This is a genomic window from Variovorax sp. AC103 (assembly GCF_979254005.1).
Genome location: NZ_CEEDFC010000025.1, coordinates 54,951 through 79,539 on the forward strand (window position 1 = coordinate 54,951; position 24,589 = coordinate 79,539).

Genomic DNA, 24,589 nt, shown 5'->3' on the forward strand with positions numbered 1-24,589 from the left:
ATTCACTCCCTGCGCGTCAGCGCGCTTGCGGCGGCGTCTGCGGCGACGCGCTCCCAACCAAAGTATCGGCGACCGCCTTGCGGGCGGTTCGCCATCAGCGCACGGAGCTTTTCAAGCTGCGCTTCGCCACCCCAGCGCGCCATCGTCTGGATCGCCACGACACGCAGGCTCCACCATTTGCTTTGCAGCGCCGCATCGACTTCGGCCGACGTCTGTGCGCTGGGCTTCATGTCCCCCAGCGCGCGCAGGCGTTCGGTCTGCTCGCCCAGAAGGTTCGCGCCCGGTCCTGCATTGCGCAAGCGCGCGCGGCGCTCGCGGCGGCAGGCCAGGCAGCGCACGGCGCGGCTGTCGATGGGACCGTGCACCGTCTCGTACCACCACTTCTGCTGCTTGGCGGTCCACACTTCTTCGGCGCCGCAATCGCGGCAGGTGAAGGGGCGCGCGAGGTAAGACGCCGGCAGCGGCCCGCAGGTGTTGTTGTACCTCTGCAGCACGGACGGGTCCGCGGGCTCGCTGTTGGATTCATCACCGTGCAACCAGGGCTTCAAGGCGCCTTGCGCACAGCGCCGCGCAGCCAGCGTGGCAGCGCGCTGCACGCGATGCGCCTTGATTTCGGCGCGCCGTTGCTTGTTACTTTTCATTTTTTCAACCTCCGTCGACCAGCGCCGCAAAGGCGGCCCCGACGACCTCACCCCTGCGGCAGCGCCTTCACTTTCGAATGCCGGCACCAGGCCGTCATCGTCACCCCTTCACGCACACCACCTGCTTGAGCGTGTAGACCACCTCCACCAGGTCCTGCTGCGCCGCCATCACCGCATCGATGTCCTTGTAGGCCATCGGAATCTCGTCGATCACGTCGGCGTCCTTGCGGCACTCCACGCCTTCGGTCGCGGCGATCTGGTCGGCGATGGTGAAGAGCTTCTTCGCCTTGGTACGGCTCATCTTTCGACCGGCGCCGTGGCTGCAGCTCATGAAGCTCTCGGGGTTGCCCTTGCCGCGCACGATGTAGCTCTTCGCGCCCATGCTGCCGGGAATGATCCCCAGCTCACCGGCCTTCGCGCTCACCGCGCCCTTGCGGGTGACGAGCACGTCTTGCCCGAAGTGCGTCTCGCGGCTCACGTAGTTGTGGTGGCAGTTCACCGCTTCCACATGCGCCTCGAAGGGCTTGGTGATGACCTTGCGCGCGGCCGCGACCACGCGCTGCATCATCACTTCGCGGTTGGCGCGCGCGAACTTCTGGGCCCAGCCCACCGCGCGCACATAGTCGCCGAAGTACTTGGCGCCCTCCTCGAAGTACGCCAGGTCCTGGTCGGGCAGGTTGCGCTGGTGCAGCTCGGCGTCCTTCTTCGCGAGTTCGATGAAGTGCGTGCCGATGGCGTTGCCCACGCCGCGCGAACCCGAGTGCAGCATGAACCACACGGCGCCCGCCTCGTCCAGGCACACCTCGATGAAGTGGTTGCCGGTGCCCAGCGTTCCCAGGTGCTTGTGGTTGTTGGTGTTCCTGATGCGCGGGTAGTCCTCGCAGATCAGGTCGAACTCGTCCACCAGCGTGGCCCAGGCCGCATCGGTTTCGTCGGGCGGCGTTTCCCACGCGCCCTTGTCGCGGCCCATGCGCTTGGGGTTGCTTCCGTGCGGCACGGCCTTCTCGATCGCCGAACGCAGCGGGCCCAGGTTGTCGGGCAGGTCGCGGGCGTTGAGCGTGGTCTTGCAAGCCATCATTCCGCACCCGATGTCCACGCCCACCGCGGCGGGAATGATCGCCTTGAAGGTCGGGATCACCGAGCCCACGGTCGCACCGATGCCGTAGTGCACGTCGGGCATGGCCGCGATGTGCTTGAACACGATGGGCAGGCGCGCGGCGTTTTCCAGCTGCTTCTGCGCTTCGTCTTCCACGGGCACGCCGTTCGTCCACATCTTCACGGGGACGCCGTTGGCTACTTCGTGCAGTTTGTAGTTCTGTTCCATTTCTTTTTCTCTCTCTCTTTTCTGTCTTGTCTTGTTCGATTGCTACTTGTAGAAATCCTGGGGCCGCTTCTTGAATGCCGCGATGAGCACCTCGTAGGCACGAAGCGGAAAGTCGTGCTCCACCCACCGCTCGCGATACGTCTCGGGCCCGCACTCCACGTAGATGCGCTCCAGAATCGCATGGATATTGCGCACCAAGTCCACACGCCGGAGGATGCCGCTTGCCAGCACCTTGTAGTTGTCGGCGGCGGTCATTTCCCAGCTCGCCCAATCGTGGTAGCTGCGCAGCTCGAAGCTCAGGTCGTCCTTGTCGCCCGTCACCACCAGCTGCACCTCACCGGGCTCGTCCATGAATACCGCCGTGGCGCTTTGCGCGCCCTTCGCCAGCTCGACCCCCATGCGCGCGAGGTCGCCCAGCGAATCGTGCAGGTACGACACCGCGAACGCCATCGTTTCGGCGTCGGCACGAAAACTGAACGTGGCCCAGCCGGTGCCGCTCAGCACGTAGCCGATCCGTTCCTGGGTGCGATCTTCTTCCAACATGATCTTCTTTCTATCTGACAACAACGGCGTTCACTGACTTGGTGGACACGGCGGGATTCGAACCCGCATCAATACGGCGACCATGGTTCTTGAGTCCGATGGCCCAGTCGACGATTGGAAACGCGCGCCAGTGACAGACCCGTCATCGGAGCCAGCACCTGCATCCTCAACCGTACTCGTCAACCGACTTTCCCGCCGCATCCGGTGCTACCCGGACTGCGGACATGACAACAACATTTTTCGCAGTGGCGCTCCCTTCGGTGCCTGCGTGCCCAGAAAAAAAGAGGTGACGAGAAGCGACGGGTTGTGAACTGAGCTATCTGCCGAAACAGACCGGGACTCGGACCCGGGACCTTCATGGCCAGGACCATGACGCTCTTTCCTGTAAACCCGCCTGCATTCACCTCAAAACAAAAAAGCAGCGACAAGAATCGACGAAACGTCGTGCTCTACCACTGAGCTACGGTCTTGCGACCGGCGGGATTCGAACCCGCGACCACGAGATTAGGAGTCTGTAGTTCCGCCAGCATTCGCTGCAAAAAACAGTGCGACAAGGATGGCAAGACATGCCCACCGGCGAGCCGGTGTTGGGGTTCGACCCCCAGGCGTCCAGATGTAGTCCTGCCTGCATTCGCACAACAACTTTCATCCCCGTTCGGCGACAAACGATCGATGCGAGGGAGAACATGGTTGGATGTACTCGCATCTGCATTCGCCGAACGACGACGTTCAATTCTTCGGATCAGGCACCTCGGGCCGAGGCCCACGGCACCCTCTCTCTTTTCCTTCAGATCGAAGTCTCTTCGATCACACCCACCCAGTGGCCGGCGCCCAGACCGCCCGCGGCATACACCGCCAGCAGCTTGAACACTTCGTCGCTGAAGCCGCCGATGTTCAGCACATCGTCACGCTCCTGCGCCTGGGTGGTCGCACAGGGCTGGATGTCGATGCACACCAGCCGCGCCTTCGGGTTGCGCTTCTTGAACGCCTCCCACTCCTGCATGGTCGCGGTGCCGCGGCCACGGGCACGGTCAGCCCGGGACTCGTTGTCCGACACCAGCACCACCAGATCGGCTTGCGCCTTCTCCTTGTTCAGCAGCGCCAGCGGCGCGCTGCACGAGGTTCCGCCGCCGCCCACCGCGGCCAGCCTGGCCGCGTTGGTCATCACCGAATCACGCGGATTCAGCTTCAGCGACACCACCTTCGTCTCGAAGGGCAGCACACGCGCATCCGCATTGCGGCGCAGCACGGCGGCAGCCACCAGCGCGGCCACGTCGATGCATCGCACCGCCGACGTCGCCGAACCGCGGTGGCCCGTCACCGGCGAGCTCATCGAGCCCGACACGTCGGGGCACACCACCACGCGGCCCTCGAACACCGGCACATTGGCGAGCGCGAGCTCCATCGCGTCCTGCAGCGCTTCCTTCACCACGTGCGGCACCTCGGCGCCGGTTGCGGTGTAGGCGGCCATCAGCTGGTACGGCAGCACGCGGGCCTTGGCCACGGCCTGCGGGTCACGCAGCTTGGCAGCCACCGCCTCCGCGAGACCCGGCAGCTCGAACACACCATGGCGCGCAAAGGTGTTCAGGTTCTGACGCACCATCTGCCACGAACCACGCAATGCGATCTGCGCCCAGGCCTGCGTATCCAGCTCCAGCGCGGTCAGCATCTGGAACGGCACGTCCGGCACTTCCATGGCCCCCACGCTCGGCACTTCGTGTCCTCGCTGCCCCCCGAGGGGGCGCTCGGCGCGGTCCTGCTTGAAGCGTTCGAACGCCTGCGTCACCGGAGGCAGCGCTTCCAGCGCATACGGACGACCGATCAGCCATGCGAACCATGCGGCGCGCCATGCTTCGGCGGGCTTGGGGTGAACCATCTTCACCACGTCGGCCAGCGAAGGCGTGTTGCCCACCGAGGCGTTCAGCAGTTGCGCCTCGGTCGCTTCGAGCAGCCATTGCTGCACCAGCTTCTTCGGACGCGTACCGAGCGACTTGCGGCCCACGGCACCCGAACGCAGCATCTGCACGAAGTTGCGCAGCATCTTGCCGTTGTCCACCACGCGGGGGAACACCTTGGCGAGCAGCGACACGTCGCGCACCGCCAGCGTGGCGGCCAGCAGCGCCGGCATGTCCTTCATGTGGCCGGCGCGACGGGCGTACACGGCCGTCTTGGCGACGAACACCGGGTCGGCTTCGCGGGCCAGGGCCAGCACGGCGTCGAGCTGGTCCTGCGCTTGTGCGTAGAAGGTGTTGTTCAGGCAACCGGTGGCCGCGAGCTGCGCCAGCTGGTGCTTGGGCGACAGCGCGTAGGCGGCGCCGCCGGCTTCGTTGCGCACGTCGGCCGCAGGTTGCAGGGCACCGCGCAGCGTCTGGAAGAGTTGAAGGTTGGCCATGTGACTTCTCCGTGTCCGGTTCTTTTTGTTCGCTTGATTTCTTGAATGTGTGATCCTTATTGCAACGGGTGTGCCAAGGTTTTGCCAGACGGGTACGAAATCTTTCAAGCCATTGATTTGATTGAGTTTTTTCCGTATCACTCAGAAAAACGGACTGAATCTTCAAGAAACTTATCAATACTTCTTATAATTTTGGCTAGTAAATTAGCTAAAAATGAAGAAACCCATCGTCGTCATCGGCTTCCTCGGCACCCAGCTGGACGCCGGCCAAGGCGCGGGCCGCTGGAACAAGTGGCGTCCCACCGTCTCGCTCGCACAGCACGAGGACATGGTCGTCTCGCGCATGGAGTTGCTCTACACGCTGCGCCACAAGGCGCTGGCCGAGGTGGTGAAGGCCGACATCGTCGCGGTGTCGCCCGAGACCACCGTCAACCTGGTGCCCTTCGACCTGGCCGACCCCTGGGACTTCGGCGAGGTCTACACGCGCCTGTACGACTGGGCGCGCGCCTACCCCTTCGACGCCGAGCGCGAGCAGTACTGGACGCACATCACCACGGGCACGCACGTGGCGCAGATCTGCATGTTCCTGCTGTCGGAATCGCGCCTGGTGCCGGGCGTGCTCGCGCAGACCTCGCCGCCGAAGCGCCAGCGCGAGGGCGAGGCCGGCAAGTGCACGCTGATCGACCTCGACCTGTCGCGCTACGACGTGATCGCGCAGCGCTTCGGCGCGGAGCAACGCGATGCGGTCGCCTTCCTCAAGAGCGGCATCGCCACGCGCAACGTGCGCTTCAACACGCTGATCGACGAAATCGAGCATGTGGCCGTGCGCTCGCGCGCGCCGATATTGCTGGTGGCGCCGACGGGCGCGGGCAAGTCCTTCCTGGCGCGGCGCATGTTCGAGCTGAAGCAGGCGCGCCACCAGATGAGCGGGCCGTTCGTGGAAGTGAACTGCGCCACGCTGCGCGGGGACGGCGCGGCCTCCACCCTGTTCGGCCACAAGAAGGGTTCGTTCACCGGCGCGGCCAGCGACCGGCCCGGGCTGCTGCGCACGGCCCACCAGGGCGCCCTGTTCCTCGACGAAATCGGCGAGCTCGGGGCCGACGAGCAGGCGATGCTGCTGAAAGCCATCGAGGAAAAGCGCTTCTTCCCCGTGGGCGCCGACAAGGAAGTGGAAAGCGACTTCCAGCTGATTGCCGGCACCAACCGCGACCTGCGCAGCGACGTGGCGCAAGGGCGCTTTCGCGAAGACCTGTTCGCGCGCATCAACCTCTGGACCTACGACCTGCCCGGCCTCGCGCAGCGGCCCGAAGACATCGAGCCCAACATCGACCACCTGCTGGCCCTGCACGCCACGCAGAACCACCGCGTGGTGCGCTTCAACGCCGAGGCGCGCGCGGCCTACCTGCGCTTTGCGCAAAGCGGCGAGGCGCTGTGGAGCGGCAACTTCCGCGACCTGTCGGCCAGCGTGACGCGGCTGGCCACGCTGGCCGACGGCGGGCGCATTCCGGTGGCGCTGGTGGAGGCGGAGATCACGCGGCTGCGCTGGCTGTGGAAGCGCGAAGGGCCGGCGGCCGCGCAAGGCGGCGATGGCGATGTCGACCTGGACGCATTGCTCGGCGAGGAGCGCAGCGCCGCGCTCGACCTGTTCGACCGGCTGCAGCTCGAGGCGGTGGTGCGCGTGTGCCGGCAGTCGCGCAGCCTGAGCGATGCGGGCCGCCAGCTCTTCCAGGCTTCGCGCGCTCAGCGCAGCGTGGTCAACGATGCGGACCGGCTGCGCAAGTACCTCGTCAAGCACGGGCTCGACTGGAACCAGGTCGGCCGCTGATAGATTCGGCGCTCCATACCGACCAGACAGACATTCAAGGGGAGAGCCGGATCGATGACACGCATGCGTGAAATGAAGAGAACTTTGGTGTCTGCGTGCGTTGCGTTGACGCTCGCCGCGAGCGCCCAGGCGGCCCCGCTGCGCTCGGGCCTGTACGAAGGCCTGATGCTGGCCGTCGACGAAAGCGGTGCCGTCAGCGGCAGCTTCGCGCAGCAAGGCAGTTGCAGCTTCCAGATCGCGGGCCGCGCGAGCCCCCAGGGCACGGCCGTGGTCCGCACGCTCGGCAATACCCCTGCCCTGCCTGCCCTGGAAGGCCGCCTGTCCGCCGGCGCAGACAGCGTCAGCCTCGCCCTGCCGGGCGGCCAGCAATTGCCGGGCTGCGGCAACGTGCTGCCGCCGTTGGTCGACAAGGGCCTGGCGCTGGACCTCACGCAGAAGGGCACGTGGACCCGGCTGGTGAGCGTGGCCGCGCAGAAGACAGCGTTGCGCAAGACGCCCGCCGACGCGGGGCGTGCCTATGTGGTTCGCGGCGATGTGCTGGGCGTCGTCTCCGAGCGGGCGGACCTGCTCGAAGTCGCTTTCGTGAACGGGCAAGGCCGCGTGGTCCGCGGCTGGATCGCCACGAAGGACGCGAAAGTGCTGGGCGCGCCGTAGCGCTGACTGGCTATCCTCCGCCCCATGGCCATCTCCGCATTCGTCGTGAAAGTGCCCGCGGCCGAGCCGCTGGCCGGGGACCTGCGACGCCGCTTCGACGCCACCGTGGCACTGGGGGTGCCGGCGCATATCACCGTGCTGGTGCCGTTCATGGACCCTTCCCTCATCACCGCTGAGGTGCTCGAGCGCGCCGGGCGCGCGCTGCAACGCACGCCTTCGTTCGCGTTCTCTCTGGGCAAGGTCGGGCGCTTTCCCGAGACCGCGTACCTGGCGCCGGAGCCGGCCGCGCCCTTCGTCGCCATGACGCTGGCGCTGGTGGCGGCCTTTCCCGGCTTCCCGCCCTACGGCGGCGAACATGACGGCGTGATTCCGCATCTCTCCGTGGCCCATGGCGATGCGCGCCATGCGGAGGAAGCAGCCGTCGAACTGCAGGCGCGGCTGCGTGCATCGGGCGCCGTGCACGCGATGTGCACCGAAGTCGCGCTCATCGAAAACTCCAGCGGCCGCTGGCAAGACATGCATGTCTTCCAGCTGCCCGCAGCCACTCCCTGACGCATGCGCAACGTTCTCTTCATCTGCAGCCGCAACCAATGGCGCAGCCCCACCGCCGAACAGCTGTGGCGCCGACATCCGCTGGTCGCGGCACGCTCGGCGGGCACCAGCCCGAACGCGCGGCACCGGGTGTCGCTCGACGACATCGCGTGGGCCGACGTGATCCTCGTGATGGAAGAAAAGCACAAGTCGCGGCTCGTGGCCGAGTTCACGCGAATGCTCGAAGGCAAGCCGATCCATGTGCTCGATATTCCGGACGAGTACCGGTACATGGATGCGGAGCTGGTCGAGGAGCTGCAGCGCTCGCTGCCGTCCGTTCTTGGAATCGACTGAAGCCATGCCAGAGATCTACATCAGCACCGACGTCGAATCCGACGGCCCCATTCCCGGCCCGCACTCGATGCTCAGCTTCGGCTCGGCCGCCTACACCGCCGACAAGCGACTGGTCTCCACCTTCAGCGCCAACCTGCACACCCTGCCCGGCGCCGAGGCCGACCCCAAGACCGCGGCCTGGTGGAAGACCCAGCCCGAGGCCTGGGCCGCCTGCCGCACCGACCTGCAAGACCCCGCGCACGCCATGAAGGCCTACGTGGCCTGGCTCAAGGGCCTGCCCGCGGCACCCGACGCTCCCAGGCCGCGGCCGGTGTTCGTGGCGTACCCGGCGGGCTTCGACTTCCTGTTCGTCTATTGGTACCTGATGCGCTTCGCGGGCGAGAGCCCGTTCAGCCATTCGGCGCTGGACGTGAAGTCCTTCGCCATGGCCATGCTCAGGCTCGACTACCGCGACAGCACCAAGCGCGCGATGCCGCGCCGCTGGTTCGACAAGATGCCGCACACGCACGTGGCGCTGGACGACGCCATCGAGCAAGGGGCGCTCTTTTGCAACATGCTCGCAGAGAACCGCGCAACCGCCGCGGGCACGAAGCCATGACGGGCGGCACGGTGCGCCGCTGGTGCGGCAAGCTCGCGCTGTGCACGCTGCCGCTGCTGCTGGCGGGCTGCGTGCAGTCGATGTTCTATTACCCCGACGACGTGCGCTACGAAACGCCCGATGCGCTCGGCGTGCGCTACGAGAGCGTGCAATTCGCCAGCGCCGACGGCACGCGCCTGAGCGGCTGGTTCCTGCCCGCGGAGGGCCGCACGAATCCGAAGGAGGCCAGGGGCACCGTCGTGCACTTTCACGGCAATGCGCAGAACATGAGCACGCACTGGCGCTTCGTGGCCTGGCTGCCGAAGCAGGACTACAACGTGCTGGTGTTCGACTACCGCGGCTACGGCCAGTCCGAAGGCAAGCCCGAGCCCAAGGGCGTTTTCGAAGACGCCAACGCTGCGCTGAACTACGTGCGCACGCGCAGCGACGTCGACCCCGACCGGCTCTTCGTCTTCGGCCAGAGCCTGGGCGGCACCAACGCGATCGCGGTGGTGGGCTCGGGCAACCGCGCGGGCGTGAAGGCGGCGGCCATCGAGTCGACCTTCTATTCGTACTCGTCGATCGCCAACGAAAAGTTCAAGGGCGCCGGCCTGCTCGTGAGCGACACCTACGCGGCGTCGAAGTACGTGGCGGCCGTGTCGCCCATTCCGCTGCTGTTCATCCACGGCACGGCGGACCAGGTGATTCCCGTCGAGCATTCGCGGCGCCTGCTGGCCGATGCGCGCGAGCCCAGGCGGCTGATCGAAGTGCCGGGCGCCGGCCACCTGGAGCCGATGACGGGGCAGCGCTTCGGCCATGCCTACCGCAAGGCGCTGACCGAGTTCTTCGACGCGGCCCTGCACCCCCTGCAGCAATGACGATGAAACACTTCGACGAAGCCGCCACCCGCGCCCCGCTGGGCTTCGAGCGGCTGGTGCCCGCCCTGCGCGCGGCCTTCGCGGGCACGGCCCAGGTGCCGCCGCGCCACGTGCACGGCATCGAGACGGCCACGCCAGACGGCACCAGCAAGGGCACCGTGCTCATCATGCCGGCGTGGAGCGACGCGGGCTTCCTGGGCATCAAGACCATCAACATCTTTCCCGGCAACAGCGCGCGCGGCTTGCCCGGCCTGCATGCGACCTACGTGCTGTACGACGCGCACACCGGCGTGCCGCTGGCGATGATGGACGGCAACGAGATCACCGCGCGCCGCACGGCGGCCGCGTCGGCGCTGGGCGTATCGTTTCTCGCGCGGCCGGATGCACGCCGCCTGCTGGTGCTGGGCACCGGCCGCATCGCGCGCATGCTGCCGGCCGCGCATGCGAGCGTGCGGCCTATCGACGAGGTGCGGGTGTGGAACCACCGCCCCGAAGGCGCCGAGACGCTGGCGGCGCAATGGCGCGCCGCGGGCTGGAACGCACGAGCGGTTGCCGGGCCCGACCTGGAAGCGGCCGTGCGCCAGGCCGACATCGTGAGCTGCGCCACGCTGGCCACCGCGCCGCTGGTGCGCGGCGAATGGCTGGCGCCGGGCTCGCACCTGGACCTGATCGGCAGCTTCAGGCCCGCCATGCGCGAGGCCGACGCGCAGTGCTTTGCCGGTGCGCGCACCTTCGTCGACACCGACGAGGCGCTGCAGAAATCCGGCGACCTGCTCGACGCGATGGCGGCCGGCACGCTGCGCGCGCAAGAGGTCCAGGGCACGCTGGCCAGCCTGTGCCGGGGCGAGCGCATGGGACGCGCCAACGACCCCGAACGCACCGTGTTCAAGGCCGTCGGCAGCGCGCTGGAAGACCTGACCGCCGCCACCCTGGTGTGGCAGGCGTGCGACACGGCCTAATCCTTATGGCTTAGCGCCGGGGCGCAAATGCGCCCGCGGAGGGGTTTTTGCCTACATCCAGATACGTCATGTAGCCAATGGCGCGGGCCACGCGGCGTGGCTATCGTTGCCTGCAACATCGACAGGAGCCACCGCATGCTCAGCACCGAACACAAAGCCAACATCCTTCGCAAGGCAGGGTACGCCGTGCCGTCGGTGCCAGGAAGCGCGGACAGCATCTATCAGACGCCGCAGTGCTGGGGCAAGGCGATCGACACGCTGTATGTGTCTTATGCCGCCAGCCGCGCCGCCAAGAGCCTGCGCGACGCCGAAGAAGCGCGAATGCTCGCGATGCTGCAAATGCGCTCGGCCAAGGCCTACGCCTGAGCCACCTGCGCGATTGACGGGCGCCCTGGCCGTGCGGCTCAGGGCTTTTTCTGCTTCTCGGGCGCGTCGCCGCTGCCGCCGCGCGACATCTGGCCCGCCTTCATGGCCTCGCGGTTCGCCGCGCGGCGCTTGGCCGACGCGGCACGCCGCTGTTCCCGGGTCATCTTCGGCCCGGTGGTCGCGCGAACTTCGCCCTCTTGTATCTGCGGTCCGCGTGCGGCCGCGGCGCCTTCGACGCGGCGTTCCTTGCGCGCCTCGGTGCGCTCCGCGCGCGTGGTGGGCGGCGACGGCATGGCTTTTCCCTGGGACGGATCCGCTTCGCCGGAAGACTGCGCGGACGCCACCGACACGACCATCATCTGAGCCAGGGCCAGACAGACGGGCACGAGCATTTTTTTCATCGCGACGACCTTTCAGGGAGGGAGTGGCAACGGCGCCGGCGGCATTTTGTTCACTGTCGGGGCGTTCTGTCTACCGCCCCGCGATGCGGCTCAACGGCTGGCTGCGACCAGCAACATCATCGGCCGCTCGCGCTCCTCGGCCAGCGACGGCACCGCGGCGACCTGCTCGTCGCTCGGCCCCCACTCCTGCACATGCTCGATGCGAAAGCCCGTCTTCACCAGCGTGTTCAGCAAGGTGCCCAGCGTGCGGTGCTGCTTGACCACGCCATCGGCCAGCCAGTTCGTCACACGCGGGCCTTCCATCTGGTAGCTGTCGACCGGCCATGACTTGCGCCCTTGCGCGTCGACATGCCAGCCCGGCGCTTGCGGCGCCATGAAGACCGGATGCTCGATGGAAAACACCAACCGGCCCGCGGGCACCAGCGCGTCGTGCACCGTGCCCAGCAGGCGCGCGAGGTCTTCGATGTAATGGAACGCGAGCGAGCTGTAGGCGAAGTCGAGCGACTGCGGCGGCAGCGCCAAGGTGTCGAGGTCCGCACGCACGTACGAGATGGCACCGTCCGCCCCGAAGGCCTCCGCCTTGGCGAGCATCAGCTGCGACACGTCGAGGCCCAGCACCGACTGCGCACCCTGCGTGCGCGCCCAGCGGCAGAACCAGCCGAGGCCGCAGCCCAGGTCCGCCACGCGCAGGCCCTGCAGCGGCGGCACCAGCGCGCGCAGGGCCGGCCACTCGGGCGCGCCGTCAAGGCCGTGCACCGAGCGCGGCAGTTGCTGGTAGCCCTCGAAGAAAGCGGGCGTGTCGTAGATGTTCTGGGCCATCGATGGGGTCCTTGCCTGTTGGCGGAACCCCATTATTTCAACGACCCGTTCAGCGCGCCCTTACTTGCTTTGTGCGGACTGCAGCACGGGGTTCTGCATGGTCGAGATGACCTTGCTGTTCACGCGCGAGCCGCCGGTCACGTTCTGGTCGGGTGCCGCGGCCGTGGCCATGGCTTCCTGGTAGACCTGGGCCGGGTCGCGTTGCGACGTGAACGGGTCGGCGCCACGCGAGCCGCGCGTCACGTTCTGGTTGGGCGCGTGGGCCGTGTCGACAGCTTGCTTGTACACAGCTTCCGGGTCGGCCGTGGACGTGAACGGGTCGGCACCGCGCGAGCCGCGTGTCACGTTCTGGTTCGGCGCATGCGCGGCGGCGATGGCTTCGGCTTCGACGGCTTCGCGGGTGCGTTGCTGGGCGTTGACGGAAGCGACGGCGAGCAAGGCAACGGCGGCGGCGAGGGCGAGTTGGGTGGTCTTCATGGTTCGTCTTTTCTGTAAGTTGTCTGGCTGTTTGGATGGCGTCGGCCCGGCGATGCGGGAAAACCCTGAGCAAGGCTAGTCAAGGCAAAAGGCAGATCCGTGACGACCCGAGGCGCGAACGGGCTCTTGCACGCGCACTGCAACGCGGGCGAATTTCTGATAGCTGCCGTGCGATGGTGCGTTTAGTCTTTTTCGCGTCTGTGCACACGATTCACCAGGAAGGAACTCAAGACCATGGGACTGTTCGATTTCTTGAAGAAGAAGCCCGCCATGCCGGAGACGATCGAAGACGGCATGGCTTCGCAGGCCAACGACTTCATCGGCGCGTTCTCGCAAGCGGGCGCGCCCATCGACGGCGCGAAGCTGGACTACACCGCCGCCTCGCTGCCCCTGGTCGATCGCGTGCTCGACGACTTCTTCAAGCAGCAGGCGCCCCTGCCGGACGACCTTCACTTTCTGGCGTCGGCCTATGTCTTCGAGGTGGCGCGCCGCGAGGTCGGCGGGCGCTACCTGCGCGGCGACGAAGACAACCCCTTCGTGCTCGTCATCGGCCAGGGCGATGCGCAGATCGGCGTGTGCGTGATGGGCAAGGTGCGCGGCCGCGCCACCAAAGGCCCCGAGGACGACCTGAGCTTTTTCTATGCCGGCATCGCGCCCCTGGTGGCGCGCGGCGTGGGCGCCACGCTCATCTGAGGCCGGCGTTGCAAGGTCACAGCCGGCTGCTACCCGCTGTGCCCTGCTCCTTCGAATAATGCGGCGACGGCCCGCGCACCAGCGCCGGGCCGCATTCCAACCTCGTTCGAAGGAGACAAGACCAATGGCTCGCAAGATCCTCATGCTCTGCGGCGACTACGCCGAAGACTACGAAACCATGGTGCCCTTTCAGACCCTGCTCGCCGTGGGCCACACGGTGCACGCGGTGGCGCCCGACAAGAAGGCCGGCGACTGGGTGCACACCGCCATCCACGACTTCGAGGGCGCACAAACCTACAGCGAGAAACCGGGCCACCGCTTCACGCTGAACGCCAACTTCGCCGACGTGAAGCCCGAGGCCTACGACGCCCTCGTCATCCCCGGCGGCCGCGCGCCCGAGTACCTGCGCATGCACAGCCGCGTGGTCGAGATCGCCAAGCACTTCCTGGCGACCGACAAGCCCGTGGCGTCGGTCTGCCATGGCGCGCAACTGCTCGCGGCCACGGGCCTGCTCAAGGGCCGCAAGGTGTCGGCGTACCCGGCCTGCCAGGTCGAGGTGGAGCTGGCCGGTGCCGAGTACATGGGCATTCCGGTCGACCAGGCCGTGACCGACGGCAACCTGGTCACGGCGCCCGCGTGGCCGGCGCACCCGGCGTGGCTCGCGCAGTTCCTGGCGGTGCTCGGTACGCGCATCGCGCATTGAAGGCCCAGGGGCGGCGCTACAGTGCGTGCGTCGCCCACCATCCCACACAGGAGGCCGCATGTGCGAAGTCTTCATCAGTGCCGACCCGCAGAGCTACGACGCGCGCACGCGCTCGGTGCGGCTGCACGGCGTGGTCACCAGCATCCGGCTCGAGAACCTGTTCTGGCAGGTGCTCGAGGAAATTGCGCAGCGCGACGGCATGGTCGTGGTGCAGCTCATCGAGCGGCTGTACGACGAACTGGTCGCGGCGCGCGGCGAGGTCGGCAACTTCGCGTCGTTCCTGCGCGTGTGCGCGTTGCGCTACGAGGCGATGCTGGCGCAGGGGCGCATTCCGGCAGACACCTCGGTGGCCATCGGCTCGCTCGATGCCAAGGCCGTGCTGCATGAACTGCCACAGGGATGGGGAAGCTCGCAGCAGCAGTCCTGCGAGACGGACATTCGTCCCTTTCGCGCCGCGGCGCGGCGGCAGGCCTGAGGCTGGATCACGGCCGCTTATGACGCCAACTGTGCGCGCGCCAGTCGACCCAGGCGACGCACGCCGGCATCCATGCGATCGTTCCATGCGTGTCCGGCGCTCAGGCGCAGGCAGTTGCGGTAGCGGCGGCTTGCCGAGAACACATCGCCTGGCGCAAAGCAGATGCCCTGTTCGAGCGCTTCCTCGAACAACGCGCGCGAGTCGAAATGCTTGGGCAGCTCGAGCCAGAGCATGAAGCCGCCGGTGGGGCGACTCACCTTCGTTTCAGCGGGAAAGCTGGCTTCGATGGCCCGGACCATCCGCGTCAGGTTCTCCTCGAGCACACGCCGAACCCGGCGCAGATGCACGTCGTAGGCGTTGCCCTCGAGGAACTGCGCAATCGCCATTTGAGGCAGCACCGGGCTGCTCAGGCTGAATGCCAGCTTGCGCTCCATCACACGCTGTGCGTAGGCGCCGGGGGCGATCCAGCCGACCCGGTATCCGGGCGCAAGGCTCTTCGAGAAGGAGCTGCAGTAGATGATCTTGTTCTCGCCCCGGTCCAGCGCCATGAAGGGCTTGGGGCGCTCGCGGCCGAAGTGGATGTCGCCATACACATCGTCTTCGATCAGGGGTATGGCGTGCTTTGAAAGGACCGCGAGCAGCGAGCGCTTGTCGCGCTCGGCCATCACGTACCCCAGGGGGTTGCTGAAGCCGGACGAGAGCACGCAGGCCGCTATCGGCTCTTTGTCGAGCAGGCGTGCCAGCGCAGCGACGTCGACGCCGCGCACCGGGTCGGTCGCAAGCTCCAGTGCCTTCAGTCCAAGGACCTCCAGCGTGTGCAGCAGGCCGAAGTACGTGGGGGACTCGACGGCGATCGTGTCGCCGGGCTTGGCCACCGCGCCCAGCGCCAGCGTGAGGGCTTCCGTGCAGCCGCTGGTGATGAGGATGTCGTCGGGCGACAAGGCGTGGCCCGTCTGCATCGACCGCTTTGCGATCTCGCGGCGTAGGGCCGCTTCGCCTCGCGGCGGACTGTAGACGTTGTGACGCGCGCCGTGTTGACGCGCCACGCGTGCGAGCGTCAGATCGAGCCGCTTCGATTGCAGCACGCCTGCATCGGGCACGGCACACCCCAGCGGGACGAGCGCGAGGTTCGACGCGTGCTCGAGCAACACGGCAACGGCGCCACTGATCGACACGGTCGATGCTCTGGTGCGCGCACGGGAGGTGGAAGGCAGTGCAAACGTCTTTTGGTGAGCACTCGATACATAGAAGCCCGACTGCGGCCTGGCCACGAGGATGCCGCGATCCTCGAGCATGCGATAGGCCTGCAGCGCCGTCGCGATACTGATCTGGTGTTGCTCGCTGACGGTGCGCACGGACGGCACGCGCATGCCCGGAGACAACGCGCCTTTGTCGATCATGCCGACGATGAGGTCGGCCAGCTGTTCGTATCGGTAGGGTGCGTGCGCTTCCATGATGGCGCTCATTTTCTGCCATGCGGGTGCGCTTCGACAAGCCAACTGTACCGGTCGAAAAATCGAAAAACTGTGGCTGTTGCAGTCCGCACCTGCTCGCTACGATTCCTCGGCACCCGACAACAGGTTCGAAGCCGAATGATGAAAACCACTCCAGAAATTCTTGTGCAGAGCAGAGACGGCGACGTTCGCGAGGAGGCCTCCCCGCCATGGCGCGGAAGGTTTCCCTACAACGAGATCATTTCGCTTCTGGATGTGAACCGTCCGTTCAATCTGGCGGAAAGCACCTCGCAAGACCTGACCCTCGGCGAGCTTCTGGCGCTTCCGGGTCTGGAGAACATCCGCGACCTGAAGCTCGGCTACGGCACGTCGGCCGGCTCGCTCGCGCTGCGGCAGGCGATTGCGGATGCCTGCAAGGTCCCGGCGGAATACGTCCTCACCACGCAGGGGACGGCACTCGGTCTTTTCCTTCTTGCCTTCGAGGTTTGCCGTGCGGGCGACGAAGCGGTGCTGGCGACGCCGTGCTTCCCGCTGAGCCGTGACAGCCTCCTGGGCGCTGGCGTGACCGTGCGGGAGGTCAAGCTCTCGTTCGAGAATGGCTACACCCTGGATCTCGCGCAGATCGAGGCATGCCTCACGTCGAAGACGAAGCTGGTGAGCATCGCTTCACCCCAGAACCCCAGCGGTGTACGGATGTCGCGCCCCGACATCGCGCAACTCCTCGCACTGATGGGCAAGCTGTCGCCCGACGCACTGCTCTTTGTCGACGAGACCTACCGCGAGGCCTCCTACGGGGACGACCAGAGGGTCGAGAGCTTTGCGGGACTCGATCCACGCATCGTCACCGGCGCGTCTGTCTCCAAGGCACTGGGCGCACCGGGGCTGCGAACCGGGTGGCTCACAGTGCCTGACGCGGACCTCCGCTCGAGGCTCACGGTTGCGAAGATGAACACCGTGCTCTCCGGCTCGGTGCTCGATGAGGCGCTTGCCGCCGCATTGCTGCGCAACAGGGCGGTGGTGCTCGAGCCTCGACGTCGCCTGCTTGCGGATGCCCTGGACGTGTTGTTGACCTGGTGCAAGGCTGAACAGGGCCGCATCGAGTGGATCCGACCCGATGCCGGTGCGTTGTGCTGCCTGCGGCTGCGCGCCGATGTATTCGACGATGCGGCGGTCTCTCGCTTCTGGGCGCTGTTGCCGGAGCATGACCTGCAGCTGGCGTCGGGCAAGTGGTTTGGCGAAGCCGACCGGGTGTTCCGGCTCGGCTTCGGGTATCTGCCCCACGCAAGGCTGAAGCCTGCCTTGGCTGCGCTTTCTTCGAGTCTGGACGCGGCCTCGCGCTGACAAGAAATTGCAGGCAGGGGAAGCCTTTTCCCCGATCCATTGGAGTCGACGCATGAAAGTACGTATCGCATACATCGAAGAGCCGCCGTTTTATTGGACGGGCTCGGATGGCGTTCCAACCGGCGCAGATCTCGAGCTCGCCGATGTGGTGCTGCGTGCCATCGGGGTGTCGGGCATCGAGCACCATCTGGTCTCGTTCGAAGAACTGCTGCCCGGTGTTCAGGAAGGACGCTGGGACATCAATGTGCCGATCTTCGTGACGCCAGAGCGCGCCAGGCTGGTCACGTTCAGCGAGCCGGTCTGGGCGCTCGGCGACGGGTTCCTCGTGGCACGGGGCAATCCCAAGGCACTCACAAGCTACAAGGCGGTTGCCGCGCGCGGCGATGCACGGCTGGGCGTTGTCGGCGGCACCATACAGATCGATGCTGCAAAGTCTTCCGGAGCAACTGACAGCCAGATCGTGCTGTTCAATGACCAGCCTTCGGCGGTGGCTGCGCTGTTGTCCGGGAAGATCGACACCTATGCCGCAACGGCCGTGGGCAACCGCGCGCTCGCTGCTGCCAACAAGGAGCTCGAGGCCGTTGCGCACGCGAGGAGCGCTGACGGGCGCGTGCCCACAGGAGGCTTCTCCTTCAACAAGGACAACCACGACCTGGTGCAGGCGGTGAACAGGCAGCTTGGTGCGTACCTGGGTACGGCCGACCATCGCGCGCGAATGGCGAAATACGGCATCGAGGCCAGCGAGATCGATGGCGTGGTCGCGCGTCAGTCAAGCTTGGGCTCGGCCTTGAACATGAACGTCGAAAGGAAGAAATGAAAAGAACTTACAAGGTGGTCGATGTATTCACCTCCCAGCCGTTCATGGGCAATCCTGTCGCGGTGATCCTCGATGCAGAGGGGCTCGATACTCCGGCGATGCAAGCCATTGCCGGATGGACCAACCTTTCGGAGACAACCTTCGTGCTGCCCCCGACATCGCCGGAGGCTGACTACCGCCTGCGCATATTCACGCCCCGCGGCGAGCTCCCGTTCGCTGGCCATCCAACGCTCGGCAGCGCATACGCGCTCCTGGAAGCCGGACGCGTGACACCGCGTGACAACGGTAGCCTGGTCCAGGAGTGCGACATGGGGCTGGTCGCGTTGACCGTCACGGATACGGGCGGAGATCGTCGCTTGAGCTTTGAGCTTCCGCCGGCAACGATCACCACCTTGGGGAAAGCGGATCTGAACGAACTGGAGGCCATTCTCGGAAGCGCGCTGAAGGTCGAGCCCGGTGTCGTGAACGTAGGACCGGTCTGGATCATTGCGCAGCTCGAGGATGCAAACGCAGTGATCGGTCTGCGTCCGGATCTTGCAAAGCTGGCGGAACTGGAGCGTCGTCTGGGCGTCACTGGCGTCACGGTATTCGGCCCGCACCCGTCCGGCGATGCCGCGATCGAAGTGCGCACCTTCGCACCGTCTTCCGGCGTGGACGAAGACCCTGTCTGCGGTAGCGGCAACGGCAGCGTGGCCGCATTCCTGCGGGCGCGTGGCCTGTTGCCTTCCAGCGGCAAGGACTACCTCGCCACGCAGGGGCGCTGCGTGGGTCGCAATGGCCGCATCGCGGTGAACATCGATTCGAAGGGCAGTATTCGCGTCGGTGGTTCCTGTGTCACGTGCGTGGATGGCTCGATGCTGGGCTAGCAACAGGCCCGCGACCGCTTCATCTCGGCGACGAACCGACGTACACCTCGGTGACGACTGGCCCGCTCGATGCGAAGGCGGTGCTTGCGGCGCGTCGCTAGACGTCTGCGGCGCGTTGCCGCTGGATCTGCCGCTTCTGCCGGCCATCGGGCGCCTTGTAGTCGGGCGACAGCCGGCGTCGAAGCGACTTGATCGCGGTCGCCCGCGCCGCGTCGACAGCCGCATTCGCCACGTCGAGCGATTGCACCCATGCGAGCGACTCGGCCGTGGGTGCGCCACGCACGGCCCAGAGGCACATGCTTTGGAGGATCGGCTCGGACGCTACGCCGAACGCCTTGACCACAACCTGCAGAAGATCGTCCATGACGGCCTTCTCGACCTTCACGCCATCGTCGAAGCTCAACAGCAGGTTCAACGCCGCCAGCGCCTTCCATTCGGCATGCGTGGCGTCTGTCGATTGCCACTGCGCCGAGCCGCAAAAGCCGATCAAGGCCTCGACGCTTTCGACGGTCTTCACCTCTTCCAGGACACCGATCGCAAAGGTCGCAAGCGCGGGGTCGGCCAGCAGCGGCCGCAGTGCGGGAACACCACCGCGCCCGAAGGCGGCGCAAGCCTGTGCCCATCGCGCAAACGGCACGACGCGCGTGCCGTCTTCGAGGAGGCCGTCGCTCAGCCAGCCGTGCTGCGCGCAGAGACGTTCGATTTCATCCGCGCCTTCGGCACCGTGGACGGAGGCGAAGCGGATCATGTCCTCGACATTCATGGCGCCGCCATAGGCCGAGGGTGCCGGGCCTTTCGATGCCTTGCGGGCGAGTGCGTTCAGGTTCATCTTTTCATTGTCATGGTGTGTAGCGCCTTTCAGCGCTTCGGGCCCTTCCCTGATATCGGTCTGGTGGCGCAGCCGGGTGGCGTGGATGACAATCTTGCGCACCAATCAGTACGCGGACACCGCACGACGGAGGAACTGACGATGGCTTATTTGAAAGAACTCAAGGTCACGTTCACGCGCAAGCGCGTCGACGACGACCTGCTGAACAAACCCGTGGACAGCCCCGAGCAGGTGTTCGCGCTGTTCAAGGACATGCAGGACGAGACCAAGGAAAAGGTCGTCGTGCTGCACCTGAACCCTCAGCTGGAGGTTCTTTCCTATGAAGTTGCGGCGATCGGACCGGGCACGGCGGCGCTGCTTGCCCCCGTGGAGCTCTATCGAAATGCGATGCTGGCACGGGCCAGTTCATTGATCGTGGTGCACAACCATCCGTCGGGGCATTGCACCCCTTCGGAAAACGATGTGAAAACCGCAGCGAAACTGCATGAACTGGGCGTCATTCATGAGATGCCTCTGCAGGACTTCATCATCATCGGGGACGGCGCGTACAACAGCTTTCGGCAGGACGGGCGCTTCTGAGCCGTACCGAAGCCCCCGCCCGGCTGGCGTGACGGGCGAGGGCGATGCCAATCAATCCAACGACACGTTCGCCTTGCGAATCACATCCGTGAAACGCGTCGTCTCGCTCGCCACGAACTGATCGAACTGCGGCCGCGTGGTCGGGAACGGCTCATAGCCGAAGCTCTTGAACTTCTCCAGCACGTCGGGTTCGGCCAGGCCCTTCTCGATGTCGCGCTTGATCTTGTCGGTGACCGAGGCGGGCAGCCCCTTCGGCACCGCGATCGCGTTCCACCCGATCACCTCGAAGCCCTTCGGACCGCCCGACTCCGACACCGTCGGCACGTCGGGGAAAGCCGGCACGCGCTGCGGTGCGGCCGCGGCCAGAAAGCGCAGCTTGTTCGCACGCTGCAGCGGCCCGGCCGTGGCGCTGGAGCCCAGCGCAAAGGCCAGCTCGCCCGTGGCCACCGACGTGTAAAGCTGCGTGGTCTCCTTGTAGATCACGTGCTCCATCTGCGTGCCGGTGGCCGACTCGAAGAGTTCGGAGCCCAGGTGCACCGGGTTGCCGACCGACCACGAGCCGTAGTCGAGCCTGCCGGGGTTGGCCTTGGCGTCGGCGATCAGGTCGCCCACGGTCTTGTACTTGCTGTTGGTCGCGACGGTAAAGAAGAAGTAGGTCTTGAACAACGGCAGCAGCGCGTCGAAGTCCTTGGCGGTGTCGTACGGCAGCTTCTTGAACAGCGCGGGGTACGCGGCCAGGTGCACGTTGTCGAGCACGATGATGTCGTGGCCGTCCTTGGCGCCGCGCTTGAAGGCGTCGATGGCGATGAAGCCGTTGCCGCCCGGGCGGTTCTCCACCACCACCGGCTGGCCCCATGCGCGCGAGAGCTTGTCGGCCACCAGCCGTGCCACGCCGTCGGGGCCGCCGCCCACGGGGAACGGCGTGATGATGCGCACGGGCTTGGTCGGAAAGGCCTGTTGCTGCGCCGATGCAGTGGCGGGCACCAGCGCGGCGGTGGCGAGCGCGAGCGCGGCCAGGCCGACGCTGCGGCGCGTTGTGTTCGTCTTCTTCATCCTCTGATCCTCTTCTTTCGGTTCTCTTGGTTTGAAATTTTCCTGGCCGCGTTTCTTCGATTCGTTGTCGCGGCTTCTTCCTTTTCGGCTGTAGCGGCTACTCCACCACCGCGCCAGAACTCTTCACGATCGCTGCCCACTTCCCGCTCTCCCGGGCAATGAGCGCTGCATATTCAGCCGGCCCGCCCAGCAACGGCACGGCCCCTTCCACGTCCAGCCGCGACTGGAATTCCTTCTCCCCCGCCACCTTCAGCATCTGCGTCGCCAGCTCGTTGACGAACGTGGCGGGCGTGCCGCGCGGCGCGAGGATTCCGTAGGTCAGCGTGCTCTCGAAATCCGCGAGCGCGCTCAGGCCCGACTCCATCACGGTCGGCACGTCGGGCAACGACGGCAGCCGCCTGGCGCTGGTGACGGCAATGGCGCGCAACCGCCCGCCCTTCACCAAGGCCAGCGCAGGTGGAATCACGCTGAACATCATGTGCACCTGCCCGCCCGCGAGGTCGGTCAACGCGGGGTTGGTGCCCTTGTAGGGAATGTGGGTCAGCCTGGTGCCTGTGCGCTCGGCAAAGAACTCGCCGCTCAGGTGGCCGCCGGTGCCGCTCCCGCTCGATGCGTAGTCGACGGCGCCGGGGCGCGCCTTGGCCTCGGCCACCAGGTCGGCGAGGGTGCGGATCTTCGAGCTGGCGGGCACCACCAGCACCAGGGCCGACGAGGCGAACATGGCCACGGGCGCCAGGTCCTTGCGGGGGTCGAACTTCAGGCCCTTGTAGAGCGCGGGGTTGATCGACACGGTGCCGGTGTGGCCCAGCAGCAAGGTGCTGCCGTCGGCGGCGCTGCGCACCACTTCGCCGGTGCCCAGGTTGCCGCCGGCACCGGTTTTGTTGTCGACGACGACGGCCTGCTTGCGCAGCTCGCCCAGGCCCTTGGCCATCTGGCGCGCGAACACGTCGTTGCCGCCGCCGGGGGCGAAGGGAACGACGATGCGGATGGGTTTGGTGGTGTCGCCCTGCGGTCCCTGCGGCACCTGGGAGAAAGCCGGCAGGGCTGCTGCGGACAGCAGGCCCAGCAGCATCTCGCGCCGGGTGGTTGAAGGAGCAACGACTCGGCGCGAGCGGGGCGTCATGACTCGGCGGTCAGACGCGTTCGAGGATCAGCGCAATGCCCTGCCCCACGCCGATGCACATGGTGCACAGCGCATAGCGGCCGCCGCTCTTGTGCAGCTGGTTCACCGCGGTGGTGGCCAGGCGCGCACCGCTGGCGCCCAGCGGGTGGCCCAGCGCAATGGCGCCGCCGTTGATGTTCACGCGCGCGTCGTCGTCCTTCAGGCCCAGCAGGCGCAGCACGGCCAGGCCCTGCGCGGCGAAGGCTTCGTTCAGCTCGATGACGTCGATCTGGTCGATCGTCAGGCCGGTGAGCGCCAGCACCTTCTGCGTGGCCGGCGCAGGGCCGATGCCCATCACGCGCGGCGCGACGCCGGCCGTGGCCATGCCGACCACGCGGGCGCGCGGCGTGAGGCCATGCTTGGCGGCGCTGGCTTCGTCGGCCAGCAGCAGCGCGCAGGCGCCGTCGTTCACGCCGCTGGCATTGCCGGCGGTCACGGTGCCGTCGGGGCGCACGATGGGCTTGAGCTTGGCCAGCGCCTCCATCGTGGTGTCGCGCGGATGCTCGTCCTTGTTGACGATGAGGGCGTCGCCCTTCTTCTGCGGCACGGACACGGGCACGATCTCGGCGTCGAAGAAGCCCGACTTCTGCGAGGCCACGGCGCGCAGTTGCGAGTTCAGCGCCATCAGGTCTTGCGCTTCGCGCTCGATCTTGTAGTCGGTGGCCACGTTCTCTGCCGTCTCGGGCATGGAGTCGACGCCGTACTGCGCCTTCATGAGCTTGTTGACGAAGCGCCAGCCGATGGTGGTGTCGTACACGGCGTTGTTGCGGCTGAAGGCGCTCTCTGCCTTGGGCATGACGAAGGGCGCGCGGCTCATGCTTTCCACGCCGCCGGCGATCATGAGGCCGGCTTCACCGGCGCGAATGGCGCGCGCGGCCGTGCCCACGGCGTCCAGGCCCGAACCGCACAGGCGGTTGATGGTGGCGCCGCCCAGTTCAATTGGCAGGCCCGCGAGCAATGCGGACATGCGCGCGACGTTGCGGTTGTCTTCGCCGGCCTGGTTGGCGCAGCCGTAGAGCACGTCGCTCACGGCCTGCCAGTCGACGTTCTTGTTGCGTTCCATCAGTGCACGCAGGGGCACGGCGCCCAGGTCGTCGGTGCGCACGCTGCTGAGCGAGCCGCCGTAGCGGCCGAAGGGGGTGCGAACGGCGTCGCAGATGAAGGCTTGGTGGGTCATGGTGTGTGTCTCTTGGAAGTCTTGGATGGAATCAGGCGGCGGCGATCGGCAAACCGACCAGCTTCTCGAGCTCTTCGCGGCTCAGGCCGTCGACCAGGTCGACGAGCTTCAGGCCCTGCGGCGTGCATTCGATGGTGGCGAGGTCGGAGTACACGCGCTTGACGCAGCCGATGCCGGTCAGCGGGTAGCTGCATTCCTTCACCAGCTTGCTCACGCCCTGCTTGGTCAGCAGGTCCATCATCACCCAGGTCTGCTTGGCGCCGATGGCGAGGTCCATGGCGCCGCCGACGGCGGGAATGGCGTCTTTCTCGCCGGTGTGCCAGTTGGCGAGGTCGCCGGTGGCCGACACCTGGAACGCGCCGAGCACGCAGATGTCGAGGTGCCCGCCGCGCATCATCGCGAAGCTGTCGGCATGGTGAAAGAACGAGCCGCCCGGCAGCAGCGTGACGGGCTGCTTGCCGGCGTTGATGAGGTCGTAGTCTTCTTCGCCGGCCTCGGGCGCGGGGCCCATGCCGAGGATGCCGTTCTCGCTCTGCAGGATGACCTCGCGGCCCTGGGGCAGGTGGTTGGCCACCAGCGTGGGCTGGCCGATGCCGAGGTTGACGACGGCGCCGTCGAAGATGTCCTGCGCGACGCGCGCGGCCAGTTGGTCCTTGGTGCGACGGGTGTAAGTGGGGGTCGGGGTCGGGGTCGTCATGG

28 protein-coding genes are annotated in these 24,589 nt (G+C 66.5%); 15 read left to right on the plus strand and 13 right to left on the minus strand.

Annotated elements, in window-relative coordinates; all coding sequences use genetic code 11:
- Window positions 1–2 precede the first annotated feature (2 nt).
- The 4 genes from AC0IYU_RS28940 to AC0IYU_RS28955 all read right to left on the minus strand — a co-directional run bounded on the left by AC0IYU_RS28940 (window position 3) and on the right by AC0IYU_RS28955 (window position 4,900).
- The gene (locus AC0IYU_RS28940; protein ID WP_472124266.1) at window positions 3–728 is read right to left on the minus strand and encodes a zinc-ribbon domain containing protein; all 726 of its coding nucleotides are present in this window, start codon (window positions 726–728) and stop codon (window positions 3–5) included.
- Between the two features lie 13 nt (window positions 729–741).
- Window positions 742–1,965, minus strand: a complete 1,224-nt coding sequence (locus AC0IYU_RS28945) for an RtcB family protein (protein ID WP_472124269.1) — start codon at window positions 1,963–1,965, stop codon at window positions 742–744.
- 42 nt (window positions 1,966–2,007) lie between these two features.
- Window positions 2,008–2,508 (minus strand): hypothetical protein, encoded by a 501-nt coding sequence (locus tag AC0IYU_RS28950; protein WP_472124272.1) that lies wholly within the window; start codon window positions 2,506–2,508, stop codon window positions 2,008–2,010.
- Window positions 2,509–3,295: 787 nt separating this feature from the next.
- Window positions 3,296–4,900 carry a vWA domain-containing protein gene (locus AC0IYU_RS28955; protein ID WP_472124275.1) on the minus strand — a complete coding sequence of 535 codons (1,605 nt, stop codon included), beginning with the start codon at window positions 4,898–4,900 and terminating at the stop codon, window positions 3,296–3,298.
- A gap of 214 nt (window positions 4,901–5,114) precedes the next feature.
- Here AC0IYU_RS28955 and rtcR point away from each other — a divergent pair, with 214 nt between their 5' ends.
- From rtcR to AC0IYU_RS28995, 8 genes are all read left to right on the plus strand, one after another.
- Window positions 5,115–6,725 carry an RNA repair transcriptional activator RtcR gene (gene rtcR, locus AC0IYU_RS28960; RefSeq protein WP_472124278.1) on the plus strand — a complete coding sequence of 537 codons (1,611 nt, stop codon included), beginning with the start codon at window positions 5,115–5,117 and terminating at the stop codon, window positions 6,723–6,725.
- A gap of 72 nt (window positions 6,726–6,797) precedes the next feature.
- Window positions 6,798–7,379, plus strand: a complete 582-nt coding sequence (locus tag AC0IYU_RS28965; RefSeq protein ID WP_472124281.1) for a hypothetical protein — start codon at window positions 6,798–6,800, stop codon at window positions 7,377–7,379.
- Window positions 7,380–7,403: 24 nt separating this feature from the next.
- Entirely contained in the window at window positions 7,404–7,931 is a 528-nt protein-coding gene (locus AC0IYU_RS28970; RefSeq protein WP_472124284.1) for a 2'-5' RNA ligase family protein, read from the plus strand.
- A 3-nt stretch (window positions 7,932–7,934) separates the two neighbouring features.
- The gene (locus AC0IYU_RS28975) at window positions 7,935–8,264 is read left to right on the plus strand and encodes a low molecular weight protein tyrosine phosphatase family protein (protein WP_472124287.1); all 330 of its coding nucleotides are present in this window, start codon (window positions 7,935–7,937) and stop codon (window positions 8,262–8,264) included.
- 4 nt (window positions 8,265–8,268) lie between these two features.
- Complete coding sequence (locus AC0IYU_RS28980; protein ID WP_472124289.1) at window positions 8,269–8,862, plus strand: 3'-5' exonuclease family protein; 594 nt, start codon at window positions 8,269–8,271, stop codon at window positions 8,860–8,862.
- Entirely contained in the window at window positions 8,859–9,719 is an 861-nt protein-coding gene (locus AC0IYU_RS28985; protein WP_472124292.1) for an alpha/beta hydrolase, read from the plus strand. Before AC0IYU_RS28980 ends, AC0IYU_RS28985 begins: the two co-directional genes overlap by 4 nt.
- A gap of 2 nt (window positions 9,720–9,721) precedes the next feature.
- Complete coding sequence (gene lhpI / locus AC0IYU_RS28990; RefSeq protein ID WP_472124452.1) at window positions 9,722–10,678, plus strand: bifunctional Delta(1)-pyrroline-2-carboxylate/Delta(1)-piperideine-2-carboxylate reductase; 957 nt, start codon at window positions 9,722–9,724, stop codon at window positions 10,676–10,678.
- A 135-nt stretch (window positions 10,679–10,813) separates the two neighbouring features.
- Entirely contained in the window at window positions 10,814–11,044 is a 231-nt protein-coding gene (locus AC0IYU_RS28995) for a hypothetical protein (RefSeq protein WP_472124295.1), read from the plus strand.
- Between the two features lie 38 nt (window positions 11,045–11,082).
- Here AC0IYU_RS28995 and AC0IYU_RS29000 read toward each other — a convergent pair whose 3' ends face one another.
- The 3 genes from AC0IYU_RS29000 to AC0IYU_RS29010 form a co-directional block, all read right to left on the minus strand.
- Window positions 11,083–11,436 (minus strand): hypothetical protein, encoded by a 354-nt coding sequence (locus AC0IYU_RS29000; RefSeq protein WP_472124298.1) that lies wholly within the window; start codon window positions 11,434–11,436, stop codon window positions 11,083–11,085.
- 99 nt (window positions 11,437–11,535) lie between these two features.
- Window positions 11,536–12,264: a class I SAM-dependent methyltransferase gene (locus AC0IYU_RS29005; RefSeq protein ID WP_472124300.1), complete on the minus strand. Its 729-nt coding sequence runs from the start codon at window positions 12,262–12,264 to the stop codon at window positions 11,536–11,538.
- Window positions 12,265–12,324: 60 nt separating this feature from the next.
- Window positions 12,325–12,741, minus strand: a complete 417-nt coding sequence (locus tag AC0IYU_RS29010; protein WP_472124303.1) for a hypothetical protein — start codon at window positions 12,739–12,741, stop codon at window positions 12,325–12,327.
- Between the two features lie 234 nt (window positions 12,742–12,975).
- Between AC0IYU_RS29010 and AC0IYU_RS29015 the strand changes: the two genes are divergently transcribed.
- From AC0IYU_RS29015 to AC0IYU_RS29025, 3 genes are all read left to right on the plus strand, one after another.
- Window positions 12,976–13,434: a hypothetical protein gene (locus tag AC0IYU_RS29015; protein WP_472124305.1), complete on the plus strand. Its 459-nt coding sequence runs from the start codon at window positions 12,976–12,978 to the stop codon at window positions 13,432–13,434.
- Window positions 13,435–13,558: 124 nt separating this feature from the next.
- Window positions 13,559–14,137 (plus strand): DJ-1/PfpI family protein, encoded by a 579-nt coding sequence (locus AC0IYU_RS29020; RefSeq protein WP_472124308.1) that lies wholly within the window; start codon window positions 13,559–13,561, stop codon window positions 14,135–14,137.
- A 58-nt stretch (window positions 14,138–14,195) separates the two neighbouring features.
- The gene (locus AC0IYU_RS29025; RefSeq protein WP_472124311.1) at window positions 14,196–14,612 is read left to right on the plus strand and encodes a ribbon-helix-helix domain-containing protein; all 417 of its coding nucleotides are present in this window, start codon (window positions 14,196–14,198) and stop codon (window positions 14,610–14,612) included.
- Window positions 14,613–14,629: 17 nt separating this feature from the next.
- Here the strand turns inward: AC0IYU_RS29025 and AC0IYU_RS29030 are convergent, their stop codons facing one another.
- The gene (locus tag AC0IYU_RS29030) at window positions 14,630–16,078 is read right to left on the minus strand and encodes an aminotransferase-like domain-containing protein (protein WP_472124313.1); all 1,449 of its coding nucleotides are present in this window, start codon (window positions 16,076–16,078) and stop codon (window positions 14,630–14,632) included.
- A gap of 126 nt (window positions 16,079–16,204) precedes the next feature.
- Here AC0IYU_RS29030 and AC0IYU_RS29035 point away from each other — a divergent pair, with 126 nt between their 5' ends.
- The 3 genes from AC0IYU_RS29035 to AC0IYU_RS29045 are packed head-to-tail and all read left to right on the plus strand — an operon-like array spanning window position 16,205 to window position 19,090.
- On the plus strand, window positions 16,205–17,407 hold the full coding sequence (locus AC0IYU_RS29035) for a pyridoxal phosphate-dependent aminotransferase (protein ID WP_472124316.1): 1,203 nt from the start codon (window positions 16,205–16,207) through the stop codon (window positions 17,405–17,407).
- A 52-nt stretch (window positions 17,408–17,459) separates the two neighbouring features.
- On the plus strand, window positions 17,460–18,224 hold the full coding sequence (locus tag AC0IYU_RS29040; RefSeq protein WP_472124318.1) for a transporter substrate-binding domain-containing protein: 765 nt from the start codon (window positions 17,460–17,462) through the stop codon (window positions 18,222–18,224).
- Complete coding sequence (locus AC0IYU_RS29045) at window positions 18,221–19,090, plus strand: PhzF family phenazine biosynthesis protein (RefSeq protein ID WP_472124320.1); 870 nt, start codon at window positions 18,221–18,223, stop codon at window positions 19,088–19,090. Before AC0IYU_RS29040 ends, AC0IYU_RS29045 begins: the two co-directional genes overlap by 4 nt.
- A gap of 97 nt (window positions 19,091–19,187) precedes the next feature.
- Here AC0IYU_RS29045 and AC0IYU_RS29050 read toward each other — a convergent pair whose 3' ends face one another.
- A complete protein-coding gene (locus AC0IYU_RS29050) occupies window positions 19,188–20,024 on the minus strand; it encodes a hypothetical protein (RefSeq protein WP_472124323.1) in 837 nt (278 codons plus the stop codon).
- Window positions 20,025–20,060: 36 nt separating this feature from the next.
- Between AC0IYU_RS29050 and AC0IYU_RS29055 the strand changes: the two genes are divergently transcribed.
- Entirely contained in the window at window positions 20,061–20,498 is a 438-nt protein-coding gene (locus AC0IYU_RS29055; RefSeq protein WP_472124326.1) for a JAB domain-containing protein, read from the plus strand.
- 51 nt (window positions 20,499–20,549) lie between these two features.
- Here AC0IYU_RS29055 and AC0IYU_RS29060 read toward each other — a convergent pair whose 3' ends face one another.
- The 4 genes from AC0IYU_RS29060 to AC0IYU_RS29075 form a co-directional block, all read right to left on the minus strand.
- The gene (locus tag AC0IYU_RS29060; RefSeq protein WP_472124329.1) at window positions 20,550–21,551 is read right to left on the minus strand and encodes a Bug family tripartite tricarboxylate transporter substrate binding protein; all 1,002 of its coding nucleotides are present in this window, start codon (window positions 21,549–21,551) and stop codon (window positions 20,550–20,552) included.
- A gap of 97 nt (window positions 21,552–21,648) precedes the next feature.
- Complete coding sequence (locus AC0IYU_RS29065; protein ID WP_472124454.1) at window positions 21,649–22,623, minus strand: Bug family tripartite tricarboxylate transporter substrate binding protein; 975 nt, start codon at window positions 22,621–22,623, stop codon at window positions 21,649–21,651.
- Between the two features lie 61 nt (window positions 22,624–22,684).
- Window positions 22,685–23,890: a 3-oxoadipyl-CoA thiolase gene (gene pcaF / locus AC0IYU_RS29070; RefSeq protein WP_472124332.1), complete on the minus strand. Its 1,206-nt coding sequence runs from the start codon at window positions 23,888–23,890 to the stop codon at window positions 22,685–22,687.
- A 31-nt stretch (window positions 23,891–23,921) separates the two neighbouring features.
- On the minus strand, window positions 23,922–24,587 hold the full coding sequence (locus AC0IYU_RS29075; protein WP_472124335.1) for a 3-oxoacid CoA-transferase subunit B: 666 nt from the start codon (window positions 24,585–24,587) through the stop codon (window positions 23,922–23,924).
- Between the last annotated feature and the right edge of the window lie 2 nt (window positions 24,588–24,589).

Coding starts and splice junctions, on each gene's coding strand:
- AC0IYU_RS28945 (WP_472124269.1), bottom strand. CDS start 1,965: ATGGAACAGAACTACAAACTGCACGAAGTAGCCAACGGCGTCCCCGTG.
- AC0IYU_RS28950 (WP_472124272.1), bottom strand. CDS start 2,508: ATGTTGGAAGAAGATCGCACCCAGGAACGGATCGGCTACGTGCTGAGC.
- AC0IYU_RS28955 (WP_472124275.1), bottom strand. CDS start 4,900: ATGGCCAACCTTCAACTCTTCCAGACGCTGCGCGGTGCCCTGCAACCT.
- rtcR (WP_472124278.1), top strand. CDS start 5,115: ATGAAGAAACCCATCGTCGTCATCGGCTTCCTCGGCACCCAGCTGGAC.
- AC0IYU_RS28965 (WP_472124281.1), top strand. CDS start 6,798: ATGAAGAGAACTTTGGTGTCTGCGTGCGTTGCGTTGACGCTCGCCGCG.
- AC0IYU_RS28970 (WP_472124284.1), top strand. CDS start 7,404: ATGGCCATCTCCGCATTCGTCGTGAAAGTGCCCGCGGCCGAGCCGCTG.
- AC0IYU_RS28975 (WP_472124287.1), top strand. CDS start 7,935: ATGCGCAACGTTCTCTTCATCTGCAGCCGCAACCAATGGCGCAGCCCC.
- AC0IYU_RS28980 (WP_472124289.1), top strand. CDS start 8,269: ATGCCAGAGATCTACATCAGCACCGACGTCGAATCCGACGGCCCCATT.
- AC0IYU_RS28985 (WP_472124292.1), top strand. CDS start 8,859: ATGACGGGCGGCACGGTGCGCCGCTGGTGCGGCAAGCTCGCGCTGTGC.
- lhpI (WP_472124452.1), top strand. CDS start 9,722: ATGAAACACTTCGACGAAGCCGCCACCCGCGCCCCGCTGGGCTTCGAG.
- AC0IYU_RS28995 (WP_472124295.1), top strand. CDS start 10,814: ATGCTCAGCACCGAACACAAAGCCAACATCCTTCGCAAGGCAGGGTAC.
- AC0IYU_RS29000 (WP_472124298.1), bottom strand. CDS start 11,436: ATGCTCGTGCCCGTCTGTCTGGCCCTGGCTCAGATGATGGTCGTGTCG.
- AC0IYU_RS29005 (WP_472124300.1), bottom strand. CDS start 12,264: ATGGCCCAGAACATCTACGACACGCCCGCTTTCTTCGAGGGCTACCAG.
- AC0IYU_RS29010 (WP_472124303.1), bottom strand. CDS start 12,741: ATGAAGACCACCCAACTCGCCCTCGCCGCCGCCGTTGCCTTGCTCGCC.
- AC0IYU_RS29015 (WP_472124305.1), top strand. CDS start 12,976: ATGGGACTGTTCGATTTCTTGAAGAAGAAGCCCGCCATGCCGGAGACG.
- AC0IYU_RS29020 (WP_472124308.1), top strand. CDS start 13,559: ATGGCTCGCAAGATCCTCATGCTCTGCGGCGACTACGCCGAAGACTAC.
- AC0IYU_RS29025 (WP_472124311.1), top strand. CDS start 14,196: ATGTGCGAAGTCTTCATCAGTGCCGACCCGCAGAGCTACGACGCGCGC.
- AC0IYU_RS29030 (WP_472124313.1), bottom strand. CDS start 16,078: ATGAGCGCCATCATGGAAGCGCACGCACCCTACCGATACGAACAGCTG.
- AC0IYU_RS29035 (WP_472124316.1), top strand. CDS start 16,205: ATGATGAAAACCACTCCAGAAATTCTTGTGCAGAGCAGAGACGGCGAC.
- AC0IYU_RS29040 (WP_472124318.1), top strand. CDS start 17,460: ATGAAAGTACGTATCGCATACATCGAAGAGCCGCCGTTTTATTGGACG.
- AC0IYU_RS29045 (WP_472124320.1), top strand. CDS start 18,221: ATGAAAAGAACTTACAAGGTGGTCGATGTATTCACCTCCCAGCCGTTC.
- AC0IYU_RS29055 (WP_472124326.1), top strand. CDS start 20,061: ATGGCTTATTTGAAAGAACTCAAGGTCACGTTCACGCGCAAGCGCGTC.
- AC0IYU_RS29060 (WP_472124329.1), bottom strand. CDS start 21,551: ATGAAGAAGACGAACACAACGCGCCGCAGCGTCGGCCTGGCCGCGCTC.
- AC0IYU_RS29065 (WP_472124454.1), bottom strand. CDS start 22,623: ATGCTGCTGGGCCTGCTGTCCGCAGCAGCCCTGCCGGCTTTCTCCCAG.
- pcaF (WP_472124332.1), bottom strand. CDS start 23,890: ATGACCCACCAAGCCTTCATCTGCGACGCCGTTCGCACCCCCTTCGGC.
- AC0IYU_RS29075 (WP_472124335.1), bottom strand. CDS start 24,587: ATGACGACCCCGACCCCGACCCCCACTTACACCCGTCGCACCAAGGAC.